Source organism: Burkholderia sp. Ac-20384 (assembly GCF_017104605.1).
Classification (GTDB): domain Bacteria; phylum Pseudomonadota; class Gammaproteobacteria; order Burkholderiales; family Burkholderiaceae; genus Burkholderia; species Burkholderia lata.
The window spans coordinates 1-22,940 of sequence record NZ_JAAGPE010000157.1; the positions used below are offsets into that span (position 1 = coordinate 1).

The 22,940-nt window shown below is 65.9% G+C and carries 17 protein-coding genes and 1 pseudogene; 2 read left to right on the forward strand and 16 right to left on the reverse strand.

Translation table 11 applies throughout. The features are described 5' to 3' along the window. The 15 genes and pseudogenes from G3O00_RS25290 to G3O00_RS25360 form a co-directional block, all read right to left on the reverse strand. Nucleotides 1-419: pseudogene (locus G3O00_RS25290) on the reverse strand (protease modulator HflK); the annotation flags it as partial. A 202-nt stretch (nt 420-621) separates the two neighbouring features. Continuing rightward, nucleotides 622-1,119, reverse strand: coding sequence for a hypothetical protein (locus G3O00_RS25295; RefSeq protein WP_206144643.1), 498 nt, complete (start codon nt 1,117-1,119; stop codon nt 622-624). Between the two features lie 172 nt (nt 1,120-1,291). After that, nucleotides 1,292-2,845: a hypothetical protein gene (locus tag G3O00_RS25300; protein ID WP_206144644.1), complete on the reverse strand. Its 1,554-nt coding sequence runs from the start codon at nt 2,843-2,845 to the stop codon at nt 1,292-1,294. 55 nt (nt 2,846-2,900) lie between these two features. After that, nucleotides 2,901-3,233 carry a hypothetical protein gene (locus tag G3O00_RS25305; protein WP_206144645.1) on the reverse strand — a complete coding sequence of 111 codons (333 nt, stop codon included), beginning with the start codon at nt 3,231-3,233 and terminating at the stop codon, nt 2,901-2,903. Next, a complete protein-coding gene (locus G3O00_RS25310; RefSeq protein ID WP_206144646.1) occupies nt 3,230-3,685 on the reverse strand; it encodes a hypothetical protein in 456 nt (151 codons plus the stop codon). The genes G3O00_RS25305 and G3O00_RS25310 overlap by 4 nt, the downstream gene beginning before the upstream one ends. Nucleotides 3,686-3,703: 18 nt before the next feature. Then, the gene (locus G3O00_RS25315; RefSeq protein ID WP_206144647.1) at nt 3,704-5,521 is read right to left on the reverse strand and encodes a dynamin family protein; all 1,818 of its coding nucleotides are present in this window, start codon (nt 5,519-5,521) and stop codon (nt 3,704-3,706) included. After that, a complete protein-coding gene (locus G3O00_RS25320) occupies nt 5,518-7,359 on the reverse strand; it encodes a dynamin family protein (protein ID WP_206144648.1) in 1,842 nt (613 codons plus the stop codon). Before G3O00_RS25320 ends, G3O00_RS25315 begins: the two co-directional genes overlap by 4 nt. Beyond that, nucleotides 7,356-8,015, reverse strand: coding sequence for a hypothetical protein (locus tag G3O00_RS25325; protein WP_206144649.1), 660 nt, complete (start codon nt 8,013-8,015; stop codon nt 7,356-7,358). The genes G3O00_RS25320 and G3O00_RS25325 overlap by 4 nt, the downstream gene beginning before the upstream one ends. 20 nt (nt 8,016-8,035) lie before the next feature. Further along, nucleotides 8,036-10,681: a dynamin family protein gene (locus G3O00_RS25330; protein WP_206144650.1), complete on the reverse strand. Its 2,646-nt coding sequence runs from the start codon at nt 10,679-10,681 to the stop codon at nt 8,036-8,038. A gap of 120 nt (nt 10,682-10,801) precedes the next feature. Continuing rightward, entirely contained in the window at nt 10,802-13,570 is a 2,769-nt protein-coding gene (locus G3O00_RS25335) for a helicase-related protein (RefSeq protein ID WP_206144651.1), read from the reverse strand. Continuing rightward, nucleotides 13,567-15,588, reverse strand: coding sequence for a hypothetical protein (locus tag G3O00_RS25340; RefSeq protein ID WP_206144652.1), 2,022 nt, complete (start codon nt 15,586-15,588; stop codon nt 13,567-13,569). The genes G3O00_RS25335 and G3O00_RS25340 overlap by 4 nt, the downstream gene beginning before the upstream one ends. Then, nucleotides 15,585-16,925, reverse strand: a complete 1,341-nt coding sequence (locus G3O00_RS25345; protein ID WP_206144653.1) for a hypothetical protein — start codon at nt 16,923-16,925, stop codon at nt 15,585-15,587. Before G3O00_RS25345 ends, G3O00_RS25340 begins: the two co-directional genes overlap by 4 nt. 48 nt (nt 16,926-16,973) lie before the next feature. Further along, nucleotides 16,974-18,608: an ATP-binding domain-containing protein gene (locus G3O00_RS25350; RefSeq protein WP_206144654.1), complete on the reverse strand. Its 1,635-nt coding sequence runs from the start codon at nt 18,606-18,608 to the stop codon at nt 16,974-16,976. Between the two features lie 10 nt (nt 18,609-18,618). Beyond that, nucleotides 18,619-19,638 carry a WYL domain-containing protein gene (locus G3O00_RS25355; protein WP_206144655.1) on the reverse strand — a complete coding sequence of 340 codons (1,020 nt, stop codon included), beginning with the start codon at nt 19,636-19,638 and terminating at the stop codon, nt 18,619-18,621. A 186-nt stretch (nt 19,639-19,824) separates the two neighbouring features. After that, nucleotides 19,825-19,968 (reverse strand): hypothetical protein, encoded by a 144-nt coding sequence (locus G3O00_RS25360; RefSeq protein ID WP_206144656.1) that lies wholly within the window; start codon nt 19,966-19,968, stop codon nt 19,825-19,827. 505 nt (nt 19,969-20,473) lie between these two features. On the opposite strand from G3O00_RS25360, the gene G3O00_RS25365 reads away from it, so the two are divergent. Both G3O00_RS25365 and G3O00_RS25370 read left to right on the forward strand, forming a co-directional pair. Further along, nucleotides 20,474-21,016 (forward strand): hypothetical protein, encoded by a 543-nt coding sequence (locus tag G3O00_RS25365; protein WP_206144657.1) that lies wholly within the window; start codon nt 20,474-20,476, stop codon nt 21,014-21,016. A gap of 253 nt (nt 21,017-21,269) precedes the next feature. Continuing rightward, nucleotides 21,270-21,794 (forward strand): AraC family transcriptional regulator, encoded by a 525-nt coding sequence (locus tag G3O00_RS25370; RefSeq protein WP_241025324.1) that lies wholly within the window; start codon nt 21,270-21,272, stop codon nt 21,792-21,794. Nucleotides 21,795-22,113: 319 nt separating this feature from the next. Here the strand turns inward: G3O00_RS25370 and G3O00_RS25375 are convergent. Next, the coding region (locus G3O00_RS25375; RefSeq protein ID WP_206144659.1) for a type II secretion system F family protein at nt 22,114-22,940 on the reverse strand (827 nt) is incomplete at its 5' end.

The window sequence follows — 22,940 nt, forward strand, 5'->3', positions numbered from 1 at the left end:
TGCGGTTGCCACGCGAGCGCGGCAAGCGCAACGGCGAGCACACCGCCGGCGGCAACCGCCCACGGCCGCCAGTCGATCGCGGCGGCGATCGCCGGCCACGGGTTGTCGTCGTGCTCCGGTTCGTGCTTTCGGCTGAACGCATTGCGCAACCAGTCGCCGATCAGCGTGGCGGCAGATATTTCCGGAGGATGGCGGCGTGCGCGGCCGGCGAGCAGCACGCCGATCGCGACGACGAGTACGTTGCACCATGCGCTGGCAAGCGGCGCGCACCAGCGCAGGTCGGCGGGAAGGAGGTCGACGGCGCCCAGCGTGCCGAGCGTGGCGACCAGCAACGCGGCGGCTCCGGCGACCGGCGCGAGTGCGTCGCGGCCGGCCGGGCTGCCGGGAATGTCGTCGTTGCCTTCCGCCTGTTGCCCCATCGGGGTTCCTTACGTACGAATTACAGGGTGCGCAGGAGTCCGTGCGGAATTCTGCGAGCGGCAATGTAGCGCGGCGGATGATGAAACTCAAGGTATCGATGCGATTGACGCGATCGGCGAAACAGTCGTGCGGATCGGACCTTTCCGCAGGCTTGCGGGCGATGCGCGCGGTCGACCTCGTGTGCCGCGCATGATCCCGGATTCACATCAGGTGCCGGTACGTAGCCGACGCGATCTCCAGCACGCGGCCGGAATTCGGCACGAACGCGATACGGACACGCTCACCTTCGCGCAAGTTGTCAAAAGCGTCCTTGTCCACGTCGAAGCGTCGACGCGGTATTTCGCGAGCGGGGTCGGCAATGAGCAGGTAATAGCTCTGCACGCCGCCAACGGACTGCACGTCGAGCCTGGCAACCGTGGTGTCGAGTACGAACTTCCGGTTGGCTTTCAGGTCGAGCGCGACCTTGTGCTCGTACCGCTTGCCGATCAGATACACGCCCAGGCTGGTCGTCACGATGATCCCCGCAACCCACAGGGACGTCAGCAGCGGGAATTTCATCCGCTCGGTGAGGAAGACGAGGCCGACGGGCACCGCGGCAAACACGAGCGCCACCACGACGATCAGCCGGCCGCCGCCTTTCATGCCGCGCAAGCGGGCGCGCTCGTCTGGCTCCAGCGGTTCAGTCGTCAAGGTCGGCATGGTGCTCCTGTCGGGTCTCGACCGGGAATGGCGCGTGCCGCGCCGCGAATGCCGACCATGCTATAGCGCGGCGACGCGCCTGTCATCGCTGTGATTGCGTCCGGGATGACTGCGGGAAAACCGGCGGCGATCCCGGATCAGGGCATCCCGTGTTCCGATACCGTGCGGCCGCCTAGCTCGCTCCCGGATCGCGACCGTTGCGGTCAACTCGCAGGCGCTGGCGAAATTCGTCGAAGCCCTCGCCGAAGAACTGGAAGAAAAGTGCCGTTGGATGGTCCTGCTCGTCCAGCAACCTGAAATGGCGGCCGACGCTGCGTCCGACGTACATCAGCGTTTCGGCCGAATTTTCCGTGCCCGCCAATCCGCCCGCGATGAGGCGATGCTTGCGTGCCTCGCGCGTCGTATCGGCCAAGTAGCAATAGCCGGTCAGCCCTGCGTCGACCAGGAGAACCTGTGCGCGTTCGTCACCGGGGATGAATTCGCGCTCCCCGTAGTTCGCCATGTACAGGCCCGTCTCGCCACCCTCTGCGATCTCCCTGATGTCGTTCGGCAAGCGATCGTACAGATTGAGTTCCCGCTCGCCGAACGGATAGCAGTAGCTCACGAAATTATCCCTGAAACTTTCGTACCGGGACGCATGTTCCGGCCGGTCAAGCCATTGTCTGAACGCGTTGGCATCGGGAATCCCCGGACCGGCTTCGAGGTATGCGCGATAAGCACTCAGCACCTCTTTGAACGGGTGACCCGTCGGCACCCAGTTTCCCCGCCTGGTGGGCTGGGGCGGCTCGTCCGTGGGTCGCCCGACATCGCCGCCACGGTCGCCGTCGGTCACGCTGCGGATGTCATACCCGATCATGAAAAGTGCGGCTTCGAACGCGTGACAGCGCGCCGCGATCGAGCTCGCGTCGTCGCCATGAGGCTCGCCCGCAAACAACGTCGTTCGTTCAAGCACTGCGCGAATGATCCAGCCCGCGCATACCTGCCAGCGCGCCCAGCATTCCGCCGGTACCCGGCGTGTATAAAACTGCGGTGCGGCCGCGAAACCCAAATCACCCGGATCGCGGATCTGATCGCCGCGCGCCTGCCCCGACGGAAAGCCGAGTGGCTCATACTGGACGCCAGCGCGGCCGGCCTCATGCCGAAACCGCTCGTAGAGCATCGCCAATGCCGCGCCAACCCGGCTGTCGTAGATCGGCGACCCGGTCGTATCCAGCAGCGCATGTACCTTGGTCAGCCCGGCGTCGAAACGCGCGATATTGCGCGCATGCAAATCGTTCGTCGTCTGCGGGCCATCCAGCGCGAACAGCGGCTCAAGCGACTGCAGGTACGCGCAGAATGTCCGGTTCCGAACCTTCGACTCGATAAACGGGATCGCGCCGAATACACCGCCCCATCGCAATATCTCGCGTGCGATCGCACCCGCACGGTCGTCGTCGCCACTGGCGACGGCCGCACGCAACAGGATGCTCAGTTGTCGAAGCGAGGCCCGCGTCGTCGGCCAATCGTGCGAGTCGATCCGTCGCCGCGTGTCCGGATCGATCCACGCACTGCTCCAGCAGTAATTGGCGAGAACGGCTTCGATGCCGTTCACGCGCCTGTCCAGGCCGCCCGGAACGAACTTGCTGCGGGCAAACCGCAGGTGTACGGACAGTGTCGGCAGATGCTCGGCGAGCCACGTCACGAAGTCCGCTACCGGACGTTGCGCAATGAAGTCATGGCGATTCATTGATTTCCCTTTTTCTGATTGACACAACATCCGCGCCTTCACCGCCTGTGACACCCTATCGAGACGGCCGCGAGATCTGCCGCTTGCGCGTCACGAGTGACGCGATCTGTTCATCGAACAACAGGCGGCAGATGCCTTCGACCGTGTGACGCGCATGCGCCTGCTCGGACTGCGGCAGCGTGTCCACCACGTCGAACAGCTTCGCACGCTGCTTCTTCGCGTCAACGATCGCCAGCGTCAGTGCATGGACGGTCTGCTGACGATCCTCGAAATGCGACTGCTGTGCGTCGCGCCGAGCCGCCTGCGCAAGCTGGGTCGCGCGCTCCAGCTCCAGCGCGCGAACCAGCTCGGCGAGATCGACGGCGATCGAGGACAAATCGGCGATCACGGCCGCGGCACCGACGATGCACCCGGATCCGCGACGACCACCTCGACCATCTTCGTCAGCATCTCCAGCGCCTGCTGACGCGACTGCGGGTCGGATTCCGGAATGCCGGCCAGCACTTCGCGGATCAGCTTGACCGCCGTGTCGCCGCGGGTAACGATCGTGTCGCGCATGACCGACAGGCGCTCGACTTCCGCGCGGAACGCTTCGCGTACCTGACGCGTGCGTGCCTCGATCTGATCGACCTGTGCCTGCGAGTTCGCGCGAATTTTCGCGATCTCGGAGAGATTGGTCGCGATCGTCAGCATGTTGGTTGCCGCCTGCGTGCCGCCGGCGATCAGCGCGTCGACCTGCCGCTCGGTGAAGCCTCCGCGGCCGGTCGCCGGCGTGCCGGAACGTTCGGCAGGCACCGTTGCCGGCCGGCGGGCCGGCAGATCCATCGAATCATCGCTCATCATCTGTTCCTTTCGTGTTCAGGGATTGACCGTCTGTGTCAGTCGGGTACGCAAACCCGCCAGCTGCTGGCGCGTGCCCTGCACATCGGCCAGGCGCGCGGCGCGCTCGGGCGCCGCCACCGGATCGTTTTCGAATTCGCCGTACAGCTCGTCGACGATCGCCACGTTGGACGTGCGCAGCAACGGCAGGTGTTGATCGCGCAGCACCCGATCGATATCGGCCCGCCAATTGCCGACCGCCTCGCGGCTCTGCTCGATCAGCTTGCGCTGCCAGACCTGCGCCTCGTAGACGAACGAGCCGATCTCGACGAGCACCGTCACCGCGACGGCCAGTCGCTCCATCAGGCGCTTCGTGAAAACGCGGCCGATCTGGTCGTAGACTTCGCGCCCGAACCGCTGGCCGAACAGCTCGCCGATCCGTTTGACCGCCATCTTCGCGAGGTTACCCGCGCCCGCGGCCGCGCCACCGACACCGCCGATCCCTTTCAGCATCGTATTCACGGCGTTGCCGGCCAGGCGCTGCGCGATCGTGCGCGATACGTTCAGCGTGAAACGCCGCACCGGATCGTCCGGCCGCAACGACACGGTCTTGTCGAGCTCACCGATCGCGGTATTTGCGATTTCCTCGAGCCGCCGGTTCAACGCGACCATCTCGACCTCCATGTGCGCCTCGAGCTGGCGACCGATCCGGCGCACCTCGAACGGCAGGCAATGGCTTGCGACCCATTCCGCGCAATCGGCATAGCCGAGCCATTTGTCCGCACCCAGGACCTCGGCTTCAACCTGCTGCAACGACGCGGCAACGAGCGAATCCAGCAAACGCGGCAGCGCGGTTTCGAGGTTCGCCATCGTCCGTTCGATTTCGATCAGCGACTCGGCCCTCGCCGCACGCGTGATGTCCAGTGCGCGCACGATCGCCTCGGTTTCGTCGGCATCGGCCGACAGCGCGGCTTCCTCGCGCTCGAGCACCGTGTCGGCATCGTCGAGCACGGCGAGCACGTTCTCCTGCAGCCGTTCCTGCACGGTCTCGAGCACGGCGGAATCGAACGCGTGCCGGCGCACGCCGTCCCACAACCCGTCGGCCGCAAGCGGTGCCTGTGCGACCGGCACGCCGTTCGCCGACGCGACGAGCTGCAGCGTCAGCGGTCGCCGGAGTCCGTCTTCCGCCAGCCGCCGGATCTCGGCCACGCGCTTGTCGTCGGGGCCGCAGCCTGCCGGCACGCGGTTGATCGCCAGCACCAGCGGGATCGTGGTGTCGTGCGCGGTCGCAGCCGCGATTGCCTCGAGCAGATCCTGGTCGGACTGGCCGAAGCCGGAGCGGTAGCCCACGACGAAGACGATCACGTCGCTGTTCGGCAGGAAGTTCATCAGCACTTCCTCGTGCTCGCTCAGCACCGCGTTGTAGCCCGGCGTATCGAACACGTGCAGGCCGACGTTGCCGGCTGCCTTGGGTCTCGTCCGGACCTGCAGACGCAACACGTCGCCTTCGGGCGCCTCACTCAGCGCACGGAACCGCTCGTAGTCGATCGTTTCCTGCGTCGCGTCGCGATAGATCGCGAAAAAGCGCGACGCGGCCTCGTCGCGGCATGCGACATGGGTGACCATGCCGGTCGTCGGACGCGCGCTCGAGGGCAACAGATCCTGCCCGAGGAGCGCGTTGATCAGCGACGATTTACCGGTGCTGGTCTCGCCCACGACGGTTACATACGCCTGCGGCAACGTCAGGCGGTTCAGCAGCAGGCGCGCGAGGCTCGCCCGCGTGTCGTCGCCACTGTGTTCGAGCAGGTCGACGAGCTGGCCGGCCCCGTCGATCCAGTGGTGGGAGCGAGTCGTCATGCGCGTGCCTCCGTCAGCTTGCCGCGCAACGCATCGACTGCGTCGAGATCGGCGGTCAGGCCGTCAGCCGCGCGCGCTTTCTCGTCGGCCGACAGGTTCATCATCGACAGCGAGCCCTGCCGCTCCTGCTCGTATGCGGCCGACTTCGCCGCGCGCCAGTGTTCGAGTACCGCATCGAGATGGTCGACGAATTCGTCAGCGATCCGGTTGAGCGCGGCCGACGTCTCCGACACGTACCGGTCGATGGCGGCAAACACTTCAGGCTCCACGGCGCGCGCGCGAAGCTCGGTCACCCCTTCCTTGGCCTTGCCGCCGAGCCATTGGCCCGCCACCGCACCCAGCAGGCCGCCGACGGCACCGCCGATCAGCGCCCCGATCGGCCCGCCGCCCAGACTGCCGACCAGCGCGCCTGCTTCCACGGCCGCCCACACGCCGCCTGCGGCGCCTGCGATACGGCCAGCCACATTCTCGAATCGCGTGCTTTCCGCCTTGTCGACCGTGAAAGTGATCTCCGGCATGTCGGCGGACCACGCGTCGAGGCCGTCGAGATCCATGCGCAAGCGCTCCTGCATCGCGAGCGCGTCTTCCTGCACCAGATTGAAGATGTCGTCGGTCGCGTCCGACTGCTCGTCCTTCAGCGCGCGCGACAGGCGCGGCCCGTCGACAATGCCCGCCCGCATCTTGGTGCGCATGCGATTGCGCAGTTCCGCACCCTTCTCGTCCGCCCATGCCCGCAACTGCTGGCGCACGGCCCGACGAAATGCGTCCGCATCGTCCCGCATGCGCGCACCGCGCTCGTCGAGCGCCTTCAGGCGCTCCATATACAGCCACGCGTCCTCGGCCATGCGGGCCGCGTGCGCGCTGCGATCGAGCTTCGTTTCGGCCAGGCGACCGTCGACGACGGCGGCCACCCGGTCGAGATCCGCCCCGAGCGCCGCCGCGACGACGTCGGCTACGCGCACCGCCCATTCGGCGCCGAAGCGACCGAGTTCGGCGCCCAGTGCGGCCAGCCCCGACGACTCGACGAGTCCGTCGTTCCGGCTCAGCGCACCGCGCAGCGCATCGAATCCGTTCACGACATGAATCGCGGGCGGCGCGTCAGCCGGAATGCCCGCCTGCTCGGCAATCTGCCGCAACACTTTCTCGTTGTGCTCGCGGCCGGCTTGCGCCTCGTCGTCAGACTCGTCGTTCCAGCGGTTCTGCACGAAGATCGCCGTGCGCAGCGACGCCCACTGCAACCGGACGAACACGGCTTCGGAACGGGTCAGCGGCGGAACCGTGCGCAGCATGAAGATCACGCCGACGGCTTCCGCGAGGTACCGCTGCGTGGTTTCCCGGTTGGCCTGCGTCAGGCTGCCGACGCCCGGCAGGTCGACCAGCACCAGCCCATGCCGGAACAGCTCGCGGTTCGACGTGAGCACGACGCGCGCCACCTGTTTGGCGTTACCGGGATTGTGCTCGTTGTGCACGACCGAGCGCAGCGCATCCTCGGTGCACGGCAACGTCTCGACGCGCCCATCGGCGAAGTGAACCTGCGCGTGCGGGCTCTGTTCGGCCGCCCAGGCAATTTCGACCGGCACGCAGGTGGTTTCGTCCGCATCGATCGGCAACACGGGCTCGTCGAATGCCAGTGCATTCAGCAACGTGCTCTTGCCGCTCCCCTGGATACCGGCGATCGGCAGCACGAAGCGCTCGGCCGACAGCTGGCCACGGTACGCGCGCAAGCGCTCGACGAGGCCCGGTGCAGCCTGGTTCGGATCCTGCGGATCGTAGCGTTCGCCGAGCGCCTGCCATTGCGGCGCGGCCAGCAATTCGAGCATCATGGTGCGATTCGTCATCGTGCGTCCCCCGCGGCGCCGAACAGACGCTTCCACCAAGGCTTAGACAGGTGATCGACGCGGCGCAGTACGGTTTGCAGCACCTCGCGCTGGGTGGCCTGGGCCGTTTGCACGTCGAGCAACAGCGCATGCGTCCCGAGCAACGCTTCGGTGGCCGCACCCAGCTTCTGCGCGTGATCGATCAGGGTGGCAAGCTGACGTTCATGCACGTCGGCGATTGCACGCAACGCGCCCACCTGGTCGTTCGACGTCTGCACCTGCTGCTGCAGTTCGACGATGGTCCGCGTCTGCGCGGCCGCCGCCTGGTTCGCCTCGTCGCTGCGCGCGGCGAGGGCGTCGACCGCACGCACCTGCTGCTCGAGCACCGCCGTCAGCGCGCCGACACGGCCGTCGAGCGTCTGCGACGAGCCGGTCAATCCGGCGAGCGTGTCGGTGACCGATGCGATCCGGGCCTGGAGCGCGACGAGCTGGGCGTCGATCTGCCCGATCGACTTGATCGGCGCAGCCAGCGCACCGCGTGTCGCATCGCGGATTTCAGTCTGCAGATCGTCCGTGAGCCGGCCGGCCCACGGGGGCGTCTGTGCGAGGTGCCCGCTGAGTTCGTCGAGTACCCGCCGAGTCTCGTCGTCGACGGTGATACGCGTGTGGTTGTTCATGGTTTTCCTTGGAACGGATATCAGGCCGCGACCGCTTTCCACGAGCGGATGATCGCGGCGGCATCTTTTCGGTTGTATTCGGGAAGCCCGCCAATGAACTGCTGTTCCTCCGCAACGGTTGCGAACGGCGTGTCCGGCACAAGCAGGCGGTTCGCAAGCATCGAGTAGACGTCCTTCTCGTCGTTGACCAGTGCCCCCGCGAGCCGATAGCCTCGCTCGTCGCACAGCGTCTTCAGCTCGCGCAATGCTTCAGCGATCGAATCGGATTGCTCCAGCTCACGGATCGATTGCACGACGGCGATGATCGGATGCTTGAGCGACCCGTAGCGAATGCCGGAGCGATCCAGCGCGCTCTTCGTCGCGCCGATCTGCTGAATGTCCAGCATCAGGAAGATCACGCACGGCGACGTCAGGAAATCGTCCACCTTGTCGAGCGCATCGGCGTCCGGCACGGCCACGGCGATCTGGTCAAAACGCCCCCCGTCGAAGTACTGCGACGCGAAGCCCTCCACCCTGCCCGCATCGACTGTCAGCGCGTCGAACCAGAACCGGTTCACGAAGTCGCCGAGGCTGTCCGCGTCGTAGCCGAGCATCAGCACGCGCCGGGCGTCGCGCGAACGCCTGGACGTCGCGCCGGTCAGCACCTGATCCCGCACATCGGGGAAGCGCCGCCGCGAGATCAGTTTCGCGAGACGCGCCATCGACGCCGCAGCCGCCGGTACGTCGATGTCGTGCCATTCGGGCTCGACGACGGGCGCGGTCATCGGCGCGACGTCGGCGTCCACGCGCGGAGCACGGGGCGCTTGGCGCGGCTCGACCAGCAACGCCTCGAGTTGCTGCGCGATGGCCTTGCGTTGCACGATCGCGCTGGCCGCCGACATCTTCGCGAGCACGCCTCGCTCCTGCGCCGCGATTTCGTCCTTGAATTGCTTGCCGATCTGCTTGATGCGCTTGACGGCCGCTTCGACGAACCCGTCGACGAAATCGAGCTCCTTGTCGACCGCCTGCACGACGGCCTTTCGGAACGCATCGATATTGCGTATTTCCGTCCAGTTCTCGGTTCGCTCGTCGTAGCCCCAGTTCTGATCGAAGACATCGACCTTGCGCTTCAACCAGCCCCACTTGCTCGATTGTTCGGTCTTCACCGTTCGCGAGCGCTCGGCTGTCTCGAACTGGAGCGTGCTCGCGGGCCGTGCCAGCTTCGCGGCAAGGTCGATATCCTCGGTGCGCAGATTCAGCGTGGTGCAATCGTCCGCGATTTGCACATTCAGGCGCTTGTTCAACCCGCTGAGCGCCTTCACCGACTGCTTCTGCCATTTCTCTACACTCGCCTTCAACGCATAGGCGGCGTCGATGCCGGTCGCGGTCAGCGTCGCGGCTTCGCTCCGTAGCGCATCGGCTTCGGCGGCGCGATCGGTCGATTCGCGCCCGGCCTCCTCGCGCAACCACGCATAACGCGCGGCAAGCTCCGTGCCGAGCATGGACAGCCGCTCGGCCTCCTTGCGCTGACGCCGGAGCACGGCGGCCTGATCGCCCGGCTTCAGCTCGCGCTCGATCAACTTGTTCAGCCAGTCATCCAGTTGCCGGCGACGTCCGTCGGCAATCGCGGGCGCCAGCGCATCGAGCTGCCGCTGAATCAGTCCGACGCATTCGGGCATCCCGGAACGATCGTCCCATTGCTCGAGCGCCATCCTGGCCGAGACCTGGGAGATCGACACGGACGGCAGGCCCGCCTTGCCCATCACGCCGGCGACGCGCCGGCGATGCTCGGCGAGCACCTCGGTGCGACTCTTCTGTTCGTCGCCTTTCGGCCCCAGCTTCGCGACCACGCTGTCGATCATGTTCTGCACGACGACGATCGGCTTGCCGAGTTCGTCCGCCATGCACACGTAGTCGCGCATCTTCTCGTCGGAGTTGGCCTTGCAGGTGGTCAGGAATACGACGACGTCCACCGTCGGCAGCAGCACCTCCAGCGTCAGCCGTTCATGGTCGTCGTGACCGGCCGCATCGAGTCCCGGCGTGTCGATCAACGCAACGCCGCGCCGGAACCGGAAATCCGGCGAGCGCAGCCGGATCTCCGCGACGCCTTCGCGGTTGCCCGGATTGGTCTCTTCGTCCGCGTAGAATTTGAGCCGTCTGGTGATGGTGCTGCCGGTCAACAGCTTCGGCTTCACGCCCGGCGCGTCGAAATGGATCGTGCATTCGAGCCGTTCGCCCCATTCGCAAACGACCAGGCTGTTCGAGCTCGGGCGTACCGCACGCGGCAGCAGCTCCGCACCGAGCAGCGCATTGACGAGCGTCGACTTTCCGGAACTGGTGACGCCCAACAGGCCGATACGGAACACGTCGTTCCGCCAGATTCGCTCGCGGTCGTTCAACCATCGATGTTCGTCGTCGAAGTAGTTGCCGACCGAGTCGTCGCTCGAGATGATGGTCCGGATCTGATCGATCAGCTTGCCGAGTTCAGCGTGTCCCGCCCGCGCGCTTTGCATGAAAATCCAGTGACTTGATGAAGTGAGCTTGCCGGCATTGTTCGCCCCCGGCCCGGCCTGCGCGCCGGGAGTAGACGGCCGCAACGGATCTAACGGCATTTGGGTCCCGATCTTTAGGGCACGAACCGCCGCCGGAACCTGCAGGCAACGAAAGATAAAGCGGGCTCGGGACAATTCATGTCCGGAGCCCGCGGCGTGGTGGATGCGTGGTGCGTGACCGGGTCGCGCCGCCCGGCGCAGGCAATCGCACACGGATGCCCGCACCGGGCCGCCGTGTGCCTCTGGCGGGCGCCGTCAGCCGCGACGCTCCTGTCCAGTGTCGCGCGGCCCGAACTGGTCATCGTTCTGCGCCGTGCGCTGCGTGACGCTGGACGGTTCGACAGTGGATTCCGGCGGCGGCGTGAAATCCGGCGCAGCGCCGTTGATCTCGTCGATCCACGCGGCCAGCTCCGGGTGACGATCTGCCAGATTCGACGAGACGACGACACCGTGCAGCTGCGCGCGCAGATCTTCCCAGCGCTCGTGCAGCACGCGCCAGTTCACTTCGTCGTAGGTCCCCTTGAATACGACCGGGCAAAACTCGATTCGCGGAACGTCGTGCGGTTGCTCGACGTGTTTCCCGGCTTCGATCAGCGACTCCCAAAGACTGCCGAGGCGGTCGACGCGCCCGATCTGCTGCTCGACGACCGCGGGATTCCATTCCGGATGCAACAGCACCACGGTTCGGCATGCACGGTGCAGGTTGAGCCCTTCGCGCCCGACCATCGACTGCGCGACGAGCACGCGCGGATAGACATGCGCCCGATTGAACGCAAGTTGCTGCATCCGGCGCGTCTCCGGCTTCGTGTCGCCGTGCATCAGGCGGGCGAAGCCGCCCTCGGGACGGTTGAACTCTTCGCTCAGACGGTCTTCGATCGTCTTCCATGCCGCATCGAAATCGACGTCATCGAAATCCGTATCGCCAGCGGCATCCATGTCGACCTGCTCGACGTCGCGATCGCTGGTCGCTTCGACCAACTCGACGAAGGCCGCCGCATAAGCCGACGGATCGCGCCGCTCCAGATCGTTGCCTCGAAGCGCGTGCATCGCGCGTGCGACGAGGGCACGCGGATTCGCGTCGGCACTGCCGGCACGCCGCGTGTCGGCGGCCCGCCCGAATGCATCGAACAGGTTCCTCGCCCAGGGATTCGACGTGTCGCCGGCCCAGCCCTGCTCGATCAGATTCAGCAAGTCGCCGCGATATTTCTCACGCTCGCTCTCGAGCGTCCTGTAGTTCTGCCCGAGCGCGTGCTCGAGATCGCTGCGTTCAAGCGCGCCGGCGCGCTTCAATTGACGATGTGCCGCCTGCACCGCAGGCCACTCGCGATCATGCAACTTGCTCTGTGGCCACGGCTTGCCCGCGTCGAGACAGGTCAGCATCTCGCGCGCATTGAGGAGATCAACCAGCGCCCGCAACGGGCGCGTGAACCGGCCGAACACGAGCACCTTCTCGCCGCGCCGCGTGACGACCTCGATCGCGGCGACGGCAGCCAGGATCGCTGGATGGTCGTAAAGCGGGCCTTGCCCGTCGCCAAAGGGGCGCGTCGCGACGTCGATCCAGAATTGCGCGCGCTGTCGGGCCTTGTCGTCGGCGTCGGACGGCTGATCCGTCCTCACCGGTTCGGCCGACGCAGTCTGATCGTGCTCCTCCTGCCTGCGATCGGCCTCGGCATCGTGCGTCGCACGATCCATCAGCGTCGCGATACCGTGGCCGTTCCCCATCGTCAGCCGCAAACGTGACGCCATGCTCGACCAGTCGGCGTCCGCTTGCCGGCCGACGAACGACAGGGACTCGGCCGCACATACCGCCTGTTTCCACCCGTCGTCGAGCTGGGCGGTATCGACCACGATCTCGCGTTCGCGCCGATAAGCGTGCCCCGGTTCGCCCGCCATTCGTGCGAACGCCTGTACGTAGCGGTCATTGCGCTTGTCGCGCCTCAGCACCCAGCGTGCAAGCGCATCGCGAAACGCTGATGCTTCCGCCTTGTAGGCATCTCGTGCGTCGTCGTTGCCGATGCATTGACGAACCCGCCGGACCGCCTGCGAATAGCGCTCGATCACGTTGCCCACCGCTTCGGTATCGGCGCCGATGCGTGCCAGCGTCTGCTTCCATTGCCCCGAGTCGAGTTCCACCGGCGTCGCCGTCAGCGCAATGCGCCGTGCGGACGGCGACGCGAGCACCACGTTGTCGAGCAGTCTCGACAAGCCGCTGTCGTCGCCGCGGCTCTTGTGGGCCTCGTCGATGATGACCAGATCGAACGCGCCAAGGCCCGTTCCGACCGCGCGCTCGAGGGCCGGGCGCAGCGTACCGCCGCTGCGGTACGCTGCCGCGTCGTTCAGGCCCATACGGCGCCCGTCTGCCGGCATCATGTCGCCGACCAGCGTGGTCAGACGCTGCGCCATCGGCCCGTCCGCGTCCATCGACGCCGCCTCGACGATGCCGGCCACCGCACGGCGCAGGTATTCCAGTTCGCGATCGCCGCGCCGTGACGGCTGACTACCGCGCCGGGGTTCACGCCAGCGTGCGCAGAGCGCTGGCAGCAGCCGCCAGCGCCATGCGTGACGGTTTCCGCCGAGCGACCAGTTGGCAAATGCATGCGAGATCAGTACCGCGCGTTCGTCGAACCAGGGCTTGCGCAGCGCAGGATCGTCGTTTTGCCATGCGCACAGGTATTGCCAGAAGCTGCGCAACAGCAGCGGCGACTGCACCTTCCCGTCTCGCAATTCCGAACGCCACTGATATCCGAGACCGGGCGGCACGAGGATCGCGACACGCCCGCCGCAATCGATCACGGCCCGCGCGACGGCTACCGCGATCCGTGTCTTGCCCATGCCGACCTCGTCCGCGATGATCAACCCATTCTCAGGCAACCGGCGGGCAATCGCGCGCAGGCTCGCGCGCTGCCCGTCGTTCAGTCGCCAGCCAGCGGCCCGCGCCGGCTCGTCGGCAGTGGTCTGTGCGGCGTCGGCGAGGCCCATCAGCCGCGCACCGACCGCCTCCCACCCCTGGAATACGTGCTTCATCTCGTGCTCCCCAAGGGCGGCAGCGTATCGACCGCCCAAGCCTGTTCAATGGTCGTCAGTGCCGCTTCATATCGCTCACCGGCAACGCTGTCGCCGGTTTCAGCGAACACCGGCCGGAAGGGTGCTGCCCGCAACGGTGACAAGGGATTCAGCTTGAGTTCGGCAAAGGCCGTTACCCCGGCGCTGTCCGCGGCACGAGCGAGCGTCTGCTCCAGCCTGCTGCACCACGCGGGCCAGTCCGCCACGTCGATCGCCGTTTGCCGCTGCGCGATGTTCTCGACGAGTTCCATCATCTGGCGGACGGGATAAGTGCGCCCGTCGGCGGTCGCGACCCCGGGTGCAACGGTGAGTGCCGGATCGAAGCCTTCGCCGAAGCGATCCGGCACATCGTCGTCCGGTGCCATCGGAAAGCTGGCGAGCTGCCACCAGATTTCGTCGACGTCCAGCGACGTGAGGGGCGTCGCGGCAACCCGCCCGAACTCGTCGAGCACGGGTACGGTGGCACTGCCCGAGCCGGCCGCATCGACCCAGCGAACCTCGACTTGCCGCGGACGATCGCCCGGCCACACGAACGCATCGGCACGCCTGACGCACGGTGCCCCGGCGGGATCGAGCACGTCCATTTTCGACAACCCGTCCATCGGTTCGGACGGCCGCAATCTGGCCGGCTCGGACGCATCGGCGTCGCACCAGGTCAACCATGCAACCGGCGCCGCCACGCATTCGTCGGGACGCTCGGGCATGTCGGCACCCGGCGTGAGCGCCTGATCGGTCTCGATGGATGCGCCGCGATGCACCGGCAGCACGTTGCCGACGACCTGCTCCGGTGGCACGCCGCGCCGCGCCTCCCATTGCAATTGATCTGCAGCAAACACGACCCCGGCTTCCAGGTTGCCGCCGCGCGTATTGGCGGACGACAGGAAACCCGGCTTCGTCAGGTTGCCCGAACCCAGATAGAGCCACGCGCTCGTGCATGCATTGGAGTTGCCGCGCTCGTTCGCGGCAAACAGAAACTTGGCGTGCAGCAATCGCCGCTCGTTCGCCGCCTTGCCGAACACGGCTTCCGGCGCGTGTGCACTTCGCACCGTCACGCCATGCTCCGCCAGTGCGGTGACCGAGCTTGCGACTGCCTGGCACGCATCGGGATTGACGAACACGTCGATCTGACAGTTCGCGGTGATTCGACCGGCTCGCTGCAGCTCGGCGATGATCTTCAGCAGCGAAGGCGGCGCGCCACCGCCTTTGTCCGGCACCGACTCGAAGAAGCCGGAGCCCATCGCGAGCCGGTTGCACGCCGCCCCACCCGTCGCACGCTCCGCCAGTGCGGGCAGTTGCGTCAGCAACGGCTTGTCCCAGTTGTCGATGAAGCGAGGGCGTGCGCGACCGGCGGCCTGCTCGCACTGTGCAATCCACTGGCGCAATTGTCCGTCCGCGTGCGCCGATTCCCCCGGCAACGCACCGCCAATGGCCGAGAAGATGCGCCCGTCGAAATGCGGCATGAGCCGCTCGATCATTTTCCACGCCGCACGCACGTCGGCACACGCCGTCTTCGTGTCGACGTCGCCGGCGGCCAGCGTGTCGCTGGCGACGTCGATGCTCCACACGAGATCCAGGCTGTCCTCGAGCGTCTGGCGCGTCCAGTTGCCGGTCGAGACGATCAGGCGCACGCGCCAACGCGAGGCATCCTCCTGATGACGAAAGCCAAGCAACGCCACTTTCGCGTGCAGCAGATGGAACGGACGCACCAGGCCGCTTCGCACGGGCAGATGAATCAGGCCCGGCACGTCGACCACCGTGATCAGCGGATTGCCCGGATCGAGCATCATGGCGAGCGCAACGCGTCCGCCGGCCGCTCGCCGCGCATGGGTCTGGCCTGCAAAGCGCTCCAGCGCGTCGTTGAGAAACGCCGCATCGGCCGAATAGCCGCACAGCCACCCGAAGTGACCGAGATAGGCATCCGGCGCATCGAAAAGTTGTGCCAGCGACGGCCGCTTGACGGCCTGTGCGTTCCCGCTCATGCGCCTGCCTCCGGGTTGCGGGGTTCAAGCCAGTGTTCGAGCTGGCCGTGCAGATCGGCATTCAGCAGGAACAGGTTCTGGATGCGATACGAGATGCCCGCGGGCCAGACGATCCCCGCGCGCACCGTCGGCGCCGCTTCGTCGGATTCGGCCGGCTCCGCCGCAGCGGTCGCGCCGGCCCGAAAGGCCGGCCCCGGAACGACCTGCCCATGCTTGAAGCGCAAGACCCGCTCATCTCGCATCACCAGTGTCTCCAGGCGTTTCGTATGATCGGGATCGATACATTCGCGGCAAAACTGATTCGCGCCGATATCGTCATGTCCTTCGTCGAGAAACGCTTGCGCGGCGAGGGCAAGCATCTCGAGCCGCTCCGCAACGGCATCGGGAATGGGGGTGCCAAGCACGAAGCAAGGCCGGCTTCCGTTGGCCGCAATCGCGCTTTCCAGCGCGTCGAGCACGGCCAGCGCTTCGTCCCGGGCACGAAACAGCCGGGAACCCGCGCGCAAGTCGTTCCAGTGCGCAACATCGATCGCGCCGGGCCGCCGGTCCCAACCGAGCGTGCGATCCTCGTCGCCCCCCTCGCGCACCGTGTTCACCCACGCGAGCGCGGCCCGGCGCCTTGCCTGCCGGGCATCCGTGTCGCCACCGCCGACGCGCAACTGCTGCCCGACCAGTTGCAGCGCATCCGGCGTCATGGGCACCAGCGGGGACAACGCATCGGCCAGCTCGTCCTTGTCCGTCAGACGCTCGCCGCGGCTCATCCAATGCACCAGATAATCCAGCACGCCCTGTGAGTAGTAGCAAGGCTCGTAACGGCTGGCCTGCGCGTCGATCAGCGCAGCCCCGGTCGACGTGCAGCGGAACGCATTGAACCGGCTCGCGCCGGTCTCGACGAGGTCGAGCGACGGCAGTGCCTGAACGGTCGACATGCGCATCGGCTGGCTGACATAGAATCCCGGCTTGCGTACCCGCGCGAAAGTCAGGTTCTGCTGGCCGTTGAGCTTGCGAAATCCGCGCAGGCGCGCATCCTGCGCATGTCCGTTGCGGCGGAATCCGGACCAGCACGCAATCGCCTCGATCGCGTTTCCCGCTTCGATATTGGTCACCTTCAGCCGGCTCGCACGCGCTTGTTCCGCCGCGCGCACCCCGAGTGTGGCCATGAACAACTGCTTGGCGAACCACAGCCCGCCCAGCCCCGGCACCGCCAGTTCGTTGAATGCCCGCACTGACGCGCCGAGATTCAGCGTCCGCGTCCGGCGTTCAACCATCAGCGATTCAGGGCCCAATAGCCCCCACGACATCTGCATGAACGACACCCCAACGATGATTGATTCCATGGCAGGGGACGCACACGTCATGGGTCGTCCCGCTCCCGGTTTAGCCCGCTACCCGATCCGCTCCATCAACATCCGTGCGGCACGATCGGACATCACGACGATCAGCTTGACGGTCGCGCGCGTGGCGCCGACGAACAGCCGGCGCAGCGCGATCTCGTCGAATTTCTCGAAATCGACTTCGGTCAGGATCACGCACGGCGCACTTTGCCCCTTGAACCTGAACACCGAATCGAACCGCAACTCGCCGTCCCGGTAAACCGGCTCGCCGTGCGCATCGTATGTGCCGGTGAAGCTGCGCAATGTGTGCCTGCCGAGCCGGTCCAGCACGGTGAACAGCGACTTGTCTCGTCCGTGAAAACTCAGCAGCGCGATGTCCGACAGCGCGAAACCGGCCGCGAGCGCGGCATCGATCGCCTGCCGCGTCGTCTGCGCGGCACTCGTGTCGGCGTAAGTCATGAGGCCGACATCCGAGCCGTCGAACGGGCTGGCCGCCTCGAATCCCATCGGTGCGCCTGCGAACGCGCCGACGAAGCGCACGATGTCCCGCGGACTGCGATAGTTCGACACTGCCCTCACCTCGACCCAGCCCGGCAGCTCGACGCCGTCTCGCAGATAGAGGTTCTGCATCGGATCCTCGAGCCACCACAACCGCCCGTCGCCACGGAGCAGGCGCTCGATCGGCGCCACCCATTCCTGCAGAAAGTCCTGCCCCTCGTCGACGATGATCGTGTCGAAACGCTCGGCGTCGCTCGGTGGCGACTCCCCGAACACGCGTTCGAGCCGCTCGAACACGGCACCGTCGGAAAAGTCGAGCGTTTCGCCCTGTCGGGCCGCGGCCTGCTGACAGAGCATGTGATAGGTGAGCACCGTGGCATCGGCCGGCGCGATCCGCCGCAGATGATCGGCCAGCGGCCGGTTGAAGCACAGATAGAGCGCGCGCCGTCCGGCCTTCGACGCGTCTTCGAGCACGCGTAGCGCGAGCTGCGTCTTGCCGGAGCCGGCCGTGCCGATCACCCGCAGGCGGAACGGCCGGCATTCGATCGCGCGCGCCCACGTCGCGAGGCCACCCGAAATTCGCGTGACGATGCGAGCCGCCTCGCCAATCGTCGCGCCCACGTCCGGGATCAGTGACAACTCGTCGGCCAGGAATGCGTGAATCCGGTCGGCGCCGGGAAAGCGCGGTTCGTCGGCGGGAAGGATGGTCTGGATGATCGACGGCAATGCGGCGCGGCGTTCCGAGTCGACGATCCGCTCCGGGTTGACGCCGGCGATTTCCGGCTGCGCCACACGGTAGTCCGGGCAGTACAGCAACTCCTCGAGCCGATACCGCATCGCCCCGAACGCCGCTTTGAAACGGCCGTGCATGCCGGCGATCGTCCTCGCCAATTGCGATGACACGCTCTTTCGGGTCGCCCCGTAAACTTTGGCCAGTCCGTCGGGGGTTTCTTCGAGCGCGCCGGATTTTTGCTCGATCACCAGCACACGGCCCGATGGCCCCACGATCACGAAATCGGCCTCGCCGAAAATGGCAAAACCCTTGTCGAGCTGGGTCCAGTGCACGCCGTGGTAGATGGTGTAGCTGTCCGGCAAGCTGTCGCGCAACGTCTCGAGCGTCTCGATTTCGCGCCGTGCCGCGCCACTGACGGCAAGCGCGTCCCAGCCACTCGGAAAGATCAGTGCCATGAGTCGCCCGCTATTCGCCGTAGATCTGCGCGAGCGCACGTGCCTCGGCTGCCAGTTCGGCGCGCAGGCTCGCCGGACCCAGCACCTCGACGTTCGGTCCGAACGACCGGAGCCACCAGCGCAGCCGCTGGCTCAGCATCGCGGTGCCCTGCACGAACAGCGCATCGCCTGCGCGATGCGTCGTCTGGTCGAGCGACAGCGGCGCCTCCAGCAGGTGGTCACCGGCCTGGTTGACGAACTTGAGCGAAAGCGCCACTTCCTTGTCGACCATGAAGTCGAAGCGGCGCTGCTGCTTGACGTAGACCTCGAGCGAAAACGACGCGGGATAGTCGAACGGTTCGAGCATCGCCTCCGCGTGCCAGAGCCGGTCCATACGGTACAGCGTCGGCTCCGGCCGGCCTTCGGTACCGCCGACCATGTAGACGAGGCCGCCCACTTCGACGAGGCCGAGCGGCAGCACGACCTTCGACTTTTCGTTGTCCGCGTTGTGGCGCGGCCGGTAAACGATCCGCAATTTGCGTTCTTCGAACAGCGCGCGCGACACCGCCGCAAAAGTCTTGCGATCGATTGCCGGATAGTGCAGCGAGAAGCCACCGCTCTCGACCGCAACCTTGGTGGTCCAGCGGGCATACTTGCGCTCGGATTCGCTGACCGGCCGTTGCAGCCGCGTTTCGGCGATCTGAAACAGCGCGGAAATCGAATCGGCAACGAGTCCCGGAATTTGCCGCGATGAAAAGCGCCGCAGCGTCTGCAGCGCAAGCGCCTCGTCGAAGCTCATGATCGAACCGGCTTTCGCAGCCATTCCGCTCGCACCGGCCTTGCGCCGCCATACCGACGCCGTACCGCGCCGATCGGTCTCGACCAGGCCGCGTGCCTCCAGTTCGGAGAGACGACGCAGCACGGTCTTGATCGACGGAATATCAGGCACGGTCTCCTGCATACGCGAATACAGGTCCGGCGTGCTCACGTAATCCGCCTGGGTGCCGGCATCCGGCAACAAGCGCATGATGTCGCGATCGAGGTCTGGCATGGCGATCAATCCGGGCGTTGAAAGTGGAACTTCAATGGTTAACGACACCTGACCCGATTTCTTGAATGCCCTCTCCTGCGATCCGATATCCGCGGGAAAATCGGAGATTCAGGCAAAGCCCTCGGCATGCCCGCGTGACCTGAACCACTCTCCGGCAATCTGGCGTGCTGGCGCCCGAAGGCGCGCTCAGCTGCCTTCAACGGCCTGCCGCCTTGCATCGGCACCCACCTTGTCGATGTATTTGACGAGCGCGGCCGTTGACAACACACCGGCGGCGAACGCGATGGCAAACGCTGCAAGACTCTCGAGCGGTGACGGGAAACTGGTCATGTTCAATCCTCGAATGACGTTGTACGCACATCGATTCGGTCCTGCGGCCTGACATTGCGACAGAGCCTGAACCGAAGCGACGGCACTGGACCGGCGCCGCTTTCAACGGAAATTCGGGCGCCACGAAATCTCCCCGACCTTTTGTTCGGCGAGAACCTTCCGATCCGATCGACGAACGCCTTGCGGTCAACTCCGCTCGATTGCGCGTGGTGTGTCCCGCTTCGTCGCTCATACGGATCGCAACATTAACGGCGCCTTGGGACAAATGGCGTCCCGAGGCCCGGCCAAGGGCCCATGTCGTGATGGTTCACGCGCCATTGCACGCGCCCAACGCAAGCGAGCCGGCCCGGCACCGGGCGACAACGACAACGGCAACAGCAGCGCCCCCCAGGGATTCGCGAGATCCCGTTCGGTAATGCGTGATCTGCATTTCCGCACGGAACGGGACACATTTTGACCCGATGGAGGCACACCATGGTCATCCCTTCACTTGCGCATACAACCCATGACCCAACCCATCGGTAACCCGAACCTCGACAACGTATCGAATGCGCGCGCCGTACACGGCGACGGAGCGGCACTTCGCATTGCGTTGCGGTTGTGGGGAATCGACGAACACGCCGCACAAGCATGGCTCGCCGGACCACGATCGAGACATATTCGACTGGATTGGCGGATCGCACGCGATCGTGCTGCCGCCGGCGCCGACGTCGTCGTCCATGTTGTCAAACCCGCTGCGCGTCGGCCCGATGGATTCTGCTGGAACTGTATCGGCGCAAACGGTGCATTGAGCAGGTCGCTCGATCACGCTCGCACCGAAATCGCCCTGTTCGCCGGTGATGCACGCGAGCTTCCTCTGCACCGCTCGGGCCACTGGGCAATCGCCGGCACGCTCGACATCCGCTCGGCGCTCGACACGCTCGGACGCTCTCTGCATGCGTCGGTCACGCGCCTGCCCGACGGACGCGTCTTCGTGCGGCGGGATCTGCTCGCACTGATCGCTACCCAGCTCGATGCGATGGCTGAATCTGACGATGAGAATCGATAGCGGGACGGCGCACAGCGCAGTCGCAATCGAGGCCTCGTCGATACGAATCGTACAGATACGGAATCCGAATCATCAAGATCTGCACCGAGACGAATCGGCAGATGACGAGCGTCTTGCCCTGCGTCAGGACACCATCTGTCCGAAGCAGCGTCGACAATACCCGCTCGCCCATGACAGGACACCATGCTTGCTGCCATTTAATTCGGATATCCGCCCCTTGACATGCCCGATCTGCAATTGCAGAGACGATGACATGAATAGCGAATCGCTTCGGCGTGACAACACGATGTCGTTTCATTCGTCGCGCGATAGCGTCGCGAACTCAGGGCGACCGGATGAAACCGCGATGATTCGAGCGCCGCTGAACGAATGGCCTATGTCGACGAAAATTCGGCACGTTGCCGAGTGGATGGAACGCAACTTCGCCAATCCCGTGACGGTGCGACAGGCTGCCGATCTCGTCGCCATGAGCGAGCGCACCTTGCTGCGCAATTTCACGCGGGTAATGGGCGCGACGCCCATCGCCTATCTGACGCACGTCCGACTTTCACATGCGTGCATGATGCTCGAACGCACCGCGCTGCCGATCGACTCCATCGCGCGCCGCTGCGGGCTCGGAAGCGGCGACTACCTGGCGCACCTGTTTCGCCGGCACTTCAACAGGACTGCGACCGATTATCGCAATGCCAGTGCGAACGCCGGCATGCCTGTCGCGTGTCGACATGACACAGGCGACGGGTCCCGGCTGCTCTCGTTCGGCGGGAAATCGGGCCGCTGACGTGAACAAAGCCCGCTCACTGGGGTGCGCGGCGCGCGACCTCGGGCTTTATCGATCCGTTTCGCGCGCGCCCGCTCCGATTCCTCATCGCAGGTTTCTCGAAAGCAGTAGGGGGCCACCCGCTAAGGCGGTGGACTACGGCTAATTCCATGGCCGACCATGGGCCCAGGATGCATTGACGCCGCTATGGTCAACCTGTCTCGCGGCGCCGCCTGGGGAGGGAGCCTCCATGAAGCCTGCTACCGTGCCGACCGGCGGGGGAAGCCGTCCGGCACGCAAAGCCTTTATCGACGAACCCGGCGCAACGCCGGTCCGTTGCTCACGGTGCGATGCCCACGAACGTCGGCAGCAGCACGCGATAGACGTGGATCATGGCCGGCCCGAGCAGCACCAGCATCAGCGCGGGGAAGATGCAGAAGATCAGCGGGAACAGCAGCTTCAGCGCAATCTTCGCGGCCCGCTCCTCCGCGCGCATCCGCCGCCGCGTGCGCAGCATGTCGGACAGCACGCGCAGCGATTCGCTGATGCTCGTGCCGAACCGGTCGGCCTGGATCAGCATCGCGCAGAACGACTCGATGTCCTCCACGCCGGTACGCAGGGCGAGATTGCGCAGCGCCGTCTCCTTCGTGAAGCCGGAGCGCATCTCGAGCAGCAGCAGGTCGAGTTCGCTCGCGACCACCTCGCTGCTGAACCGCAGTTCCTCGCTCACCTTCATCAGCGCCGCATCGAGCCCGAGCCCCGCCTCGACGCACACCGTCAGCAGGTCGAGCGCATCCGGGAAATCCTCGAAGATCTTCTGCTGGCGCACCTTGACCCGCTGCGACAGCACGATGTTCGGGATGTAGTAACCGATCCCGGCGAACGCGACGAGGATCAGCGACAGGATCGCGCGCTCGTCGCCGAGCGACGTCGTGATCAGCACCAGCAGCGCCGCGCACGGCAGCCCGAGCGCGAGCGCCGTCTTCGCGGTGAAATACAGCGCGGCCGCGCTCTGGTTACGCCAGCCGGCATTCATGAGCCGGATGCGCAGCGGCGAATTCTCCCAGCCCTCCTTCGGCACCGACAGCTTCGAGATCGGGGTGGACAGCTCGACCAGCTTCGCGACCCAGCGCGACGCCATGTCGTCGCCGTCGCCGGCGCCCGCCG